A 4,529-nucleotide genomic window follows, 5' to 3' on the forward strand; every position below is an offset into this window, starting at 1 on the left:
AAAAACCATGTTTTCTCAGATCCAAAAGCCTCCGCGGCTAATTCTTGTGCTGCTAAAATCACGTTTTGGGGTGTGAATAAATTATCTAATTCTGCTAATTCTGTTAAGTCAGCACGAAGGACATCTTTACCTAATAAATTGGTTAAAACTGGAGAAATACCCACACCACGTTTGTGTCCTGGAGTGTAAAAGGGTGCATGAGGACGGGTTGTACAGGCTTTTAAGGCATCTATGAGAGGGGTTTGGTTTTGATTGAGCATTTTGGGAAAAAAAATTGCTTTCAGCTAGGGGGTTTGAATATATAAGCCACTGGGTTGGTATTCTGGGCTTTGAGTCATAGTCGCAACCTCACACTTTTGTTTTTGTCGTTAGCGTCGGTGTATTACTCTAAAATATTTGCTACAATTGCTAGTCAACTATATGTATGTGTATAATATGGGATTAAGATGCAAAATAACTGATATTTTGCACGATTTTCAATTAATCATATTGTATCAAAGTATTATCATGAATAAGTCAGAGGCTATTAAGTTACTACGAAGTGAGGACTGGACAAAAGAAGATGCTATGCGTGCATTGGAGACTGTTAACTTTAAGAGCAATCCTGATGAAATTACCATTCGCAGAGCTATTTCGCATTTTGCTGGTTCCGAACTAATAAATCGTCAGCGTCTTCAAGCTGCTCAGAAAGGTTTGGTAACAAAGAAAAATAAAGAGATTGGACAGAAAGATAATGAAAATCAAAGTTTGTACTACCAAAACAAGATTTTAGAACTTAAAATCAAGCAACTCATTGAGGACAATAATGATCTGATTGAAACTAATGAGCAAATAATCAAAGAAAATAAAGCCTTAAAAAATTTAGTGGATGAAATACGAATTAAGCTGGCTATAAATACTAAAAAACTTCTTCAATATGAAGATAGTGAAATTCGGAAAGCCTTAGTTCATATGTTTAATTTGACACTTGGTTAAGTAACTATTTCTATGAATCATCAAAAAAGCAAAAAACAGCATTTTCAAGGAAAGAGTTATCGTGAAGTTCAAATTGCTAATTCCAAAAATCGGAATAAGCTTCATAAAAAAGACCAAGATTGGCTAATAGAAAAAGATTACCGAAATATTGGATGGAATAATATTATTAATCTTTATCGCAAGATAGAGGAGTTTTTAGAAAAATACAGTTGTGAGCAGTTGACAATTGAGGAATTATTTTTAGAGGCTGATCGTATTGGTAATAAATATATGACAAACCATGAGATAGAAAAGTTTAATCAGAATCTATCCCAAGCGGTAAATGAAATTGCAGAAAAAATTGATCAGCAATTTCCTGAAACTGAAGTAGAATTTATTGATTACAGTGGAAAGACTAATAATAGATATCGAAAAAAACATAATCAAAAAACATATAGTACGGTCAAATTGTAGTTATCCATTTCCTATTCTTTAATAATTGTATTAGCTAAATCAGATAATCTTTCCAATTCTGGATCTGTATCCCAAATCAAACGGAGATAATTATAAACAACATGAACTTAAAAGATATCAAACACAAATTATTCCCCATCTTCAAAATTATATCCATCACACTCATAACCAGTTCCATAGGTTTAGAATTATGGAATATCCAAACATCAATAACTAACAGTCAACTACCGAATATCTTAACTCCAGCATTGATCATTGCTCATGTTGCACTGTCGGCTCATTTTATCGAAGGAATAATTGCCGCTTATTATGCACCATCTCGAAATCAGACATCAATTAAATATGCAACTTATACTTTTTTTGTGGGTATATTTGGTTTATTAGAATTGTTTGACAATGATGAAGAAAAAGGCTTAAAGGAAAAAGGTTAAAAATTTTTCTTTTCCCCTTACCTTCCATCCTTCTATTCCCGAAATCATTCTTTTCTATTGATGAAGGTTTTCAACTATTCCATCATCCTGTTGAGAGAACTTTAATCAATAGTTTGCTGTTCTTGTAAACGGCGTTGTTCTCCCTGCTGAATCTCACGCTCTAAGAAATAATTTAGCAAGGTTCGCAGCAGTACGATCGCTCCTAAATTCAAGATATCCTGACGAGTAGGTGCTACTGCTGTCCGTAAAATATCACTAGCAACGGTGAATTCTAGTCCTAATGCCAGAACTCGTCCCAATTGCAGACGAATTCTTTCTGTGGCATCAAATTGTTGTTTGGAGCGAGATAACAATAATCGCAAATAGGCAACAATGCCTTTAATCACTGCTCCACCAATCACAACTGCTGCGGCAATTTCTGTCCCTGCTGCTAAATAATCAATAATGACCTTGAGCCATATTTCTAAAGGAGTAGTTTCTCTGCTCTCTCCCGTACCTCCCACATTCACATTCAACAGTAAAACTAGCCCTAAAATTAGTGCTAGAGGTAATAGTAAATTAATTAATGAATCCCGTGATGTCTCTGGTTTCATCCCTACTATATAAATCCTAGTATTATTCACAAGTCAGCAGTTCCAAATTATGACCATTGGGGTCATAAAAATAAAAACCTCGACCACCTCCTCTATGATTTATTTCACCTTGATGTTGGTGCATAGGGTCGCTACTGTATGTCAAACCCATCTCTTTAATCCGTGCAAAAATTACATCAAATTCTTCCTCACTGACATGAAAAGCATAATGGTGTGACTCAAAATTCTCTCTGTTGTCAAAATCAAAAGTTAATGTATCGTTCACACGGACAACAGCAAAGTGAGCCATAGGAGGCTCTATTTTTAACCCAAAAATCTGGGCAAAAAACTGTGCAGATGCGTCTTTATCGTGTGCAGGTACTATGGTGTGATTAAGAGTAATTGTCATTTTATACCTCTTTTTTTAGGAAATTATTGATCTCAACTAGGTGTAAAAAACGATAATATTAAATCATTAGTATCCCTGATAAATCCACTCACGGGCTGCTTTTTCGGCTGCTTCTGGGCTGAAGTAAATTCTCTGTTCTCCAAAAATTTCACCACCCGCACTAATTAACCGAAACTCCCAACAGTCCGATTCTGTGTAAAATACCAACAAGGTAATATTATTAATAATAACAACTAGATGAACTCGGATAGACATAGTGCATAGTTTTGGTTGTCTACCTTAATTAAAGCATATTTCCTCAAAAACTATGCTTTTCTCCTTATTTTTGTTCTCTATCGAGATTGGCAATTCTCTCTTCAGAATTATTAAATACCTCTTGGAGATAGCGATAAATTTCTCACTCATAAATTAAGCAATTATAGTTAATTAGGACTTACGCAAAATATCTCTCAAACTCTCTTTCCTTCGTGTCCTTCGTTCCTTCGTGGTTCATTCTTTCATGACTCGTGCGTAAGTCCTATTAATAATTACTTACAGAGGATGTTTCAAAAGAGGGGGCTATTGCGAGAGAGTTATCTTGGATTAATGTGTCGAATGGTAGAAGACTTGAGAGAATAGATAGAGCTAATATTAATATATGTATACAATCACATTTGCAGATTTCAACTAAAACCAGATTTTACTTACCTAAAAAGCGAAGCATAGAGTTAAGTATCACTCGTAATGAAAAATTGTTTGCTCATTTCATCTATCAGGAGCAAGAGGCAAACATCTACTACTAGATTTACTTCCTATATATACATGAGTAATAGATAGTCTTTTGATCCTGGTAGTAACAAGTATTATTCCTAGAAGATGATTACTGAAATTTGAGTATTTAGGGGGTATTTTTATTCACCAATTTTATACATTTATTACTTCAAATTACAGGAGAAAACAATGATTGATTTAAATTCATTCATGGATTTTTCATGGTGCTATCTACATTTAGGATTAGCACCAATAAATGCCTTAATTCCAGCACAAATACCACTTATTTTCTCTAGTCCTAAATTTTTTGTGGCATTGTTATCAGGTGTCCTCATGGCATTTGCTTTTCAATTATTATTCACAAATCTCTCTGTAGCTGCGGGAATTTCCGCGATAGGAACTGGCGCATATTCTGATGTTGATGATCCACAAACATTAGGCGGAAGTATTCGCAAAGTTGAAGCTAAAGTTGGGACTTGGGCAATTTTTTCTTCTAGTATTGCCTTATTTATTGCTTGTTTTTTGGCAGTTAAATTGAGTTTAATTCAAAGTACATTTTTAGGAGCAATAATCAGTGTCGTTATTTGGTCTACTTATTTCACTGTCATCATGTGGCTAGGTTCTAATGCAGTAGGTTCATTAATTGGTTCTTTTATTAGCACTGTAACTTCTGGTATTCAAGGTTTGTTGGGGACAGCAACTTCAGCTATTGGTGCTAATGTTGCTCAAAAACAAATGGTTTCTACGGCTGAAGAAATTACTGCCGCAGTGCGTCGAGAATTAACTTCTGGTTTTGATCCTGATAGTCTTAGAAATACTTTGCAAACTTCTTTGAGTTCTTTACAGTTACCACAACTAGATATCAAGGAAATTAGAAATCAATTTGATCAGTTGTTAAAAGATGTAGATTTGCGAGATATCAGAGATAGTAAATTGTTA

6 protein-coding genes and 2 pseudogenes are annotated in these 4,529 nt (G+C 34.4%); 4 read left to right on the top strand and 4 right to left on the bottom strand.

Features of this window, described 5'->3' with window-relative positions; all coding sequences use genetic code 11:
- A pseudogene (locus FJR38_RS02080) lies at positions 1–260 on the bottom strand (arginine decarboxylase); the annotation flags it as partial.
- A gap of 247 nt (positions 261–507) precedes the next feature.
- Between FJR38_RS02080 and FJR38_RS02085 the strand changes: the two are divergent.
- The 3 genes from FJR38_RS02085 (at position 508) to FJR38_RS02095 (ending at position 1,859) form a co-directional block, all read left to right on the top strand.
- The gene (locus FJR38_RS02085; protein WP_168535118.1) at positions 508–975 is read left to right on the top strand and encodes a hypothetical protein; all 468 of its coding nucleotides are present in this window, start codon (positions 508–510) and stop codon (positions 973–975) included.
- A 12-nt stretch (positions 976–987) separates the two neighbouring features.
- Entirely contained in the window at positions 988–1,428 is a 441-nt protein-coding gene (locus FJR38_RS02090; RefSeq protein WP_174763531.1) for a hypothetical protein, read from the top strand.
- Positions 1,429–1,529: 101 nt separating this feature from the next.
- A complete protein-coding gene (locus FJR38_RS02095) occupies positions 1,530–1,859 on the top strand; it encodes a hypothetical protein (RefSeq protein WP_168535120.1) in 330 nt (109 codons plus the stop codon).
- A 101-nt stretch (positions 1,860–1,960) separates the two neighbouring features.
- On the opposite strand, the gene FJR38_RS02100 is transcribed toward FJR38_RS02095, so the two are convergent.
- The 3 genes from FJR38_RS02100 to FJR38_RS02110 all read right to left on the bottom strand — a co-directional run bounded on the left by FJR38_RS02100 (position 1,961) and on the right by FJR38_RS02110 (position 3,095).
- Positions 1,961–2,482 (bottom strand): DUF1622 domain-containing protein, encoded by a 522-nt coding sequence (locus tag FJR38_RS02100; RefSeq protein ID WP_371418123.1) that lies wholly within the window; start codon positions 2,480–2,482, stop codon positions 1,961–1,963.
- Positions 2,475–2,840 carry a VOC family protein gene (locus FJR38_RS02105; RefSeq protein WP_168535122.1) on the bottom strand — a complete coding sequence of 122 codons (366 nt, stop codon included), beginning with the start codon at positions 2,838–2,840 and terminating at the stop codon, positions 2,475–2,477. Before FJR38_RS02105 ends, FJR38_RS02100 begins: the two co-directional genes overlap by 8 nt.
- 66 nt (positions 2,841–2,906) lie before the next feature.
- Positions 2,907–3,095 carry a hypothetical protein gene (locus FJR38_RS02110; protein WP_168494805.1) on the bottom strand — a complete coding sequence of 63 codons (189 nt, stop codon included), beginning with the start codon at positions 3,093–3,095 and terminating at the stop codon, positions 2,907–2,909.
- Positions 3,096–3,779: 684 nt separating this feature from the next.
- Here FJR38_RS02110 and FJR38_RS28010 point away from each other — a divergent pair.
- Positions 3,780–4,529, top strand: a pseudogene (locus FJR38_RS28010) (MFS transporter); the annotation flags it as partial.

It is taken from the genome of Anabaena sp. UHCC 0253 (assembly GCF_009712085.1).
Classification (GTDB): Bacteria; Cyanobacteriota; Cyanobacteriia; order Cyanobacteriales; family Nostocaceae; genus Dolichospermum.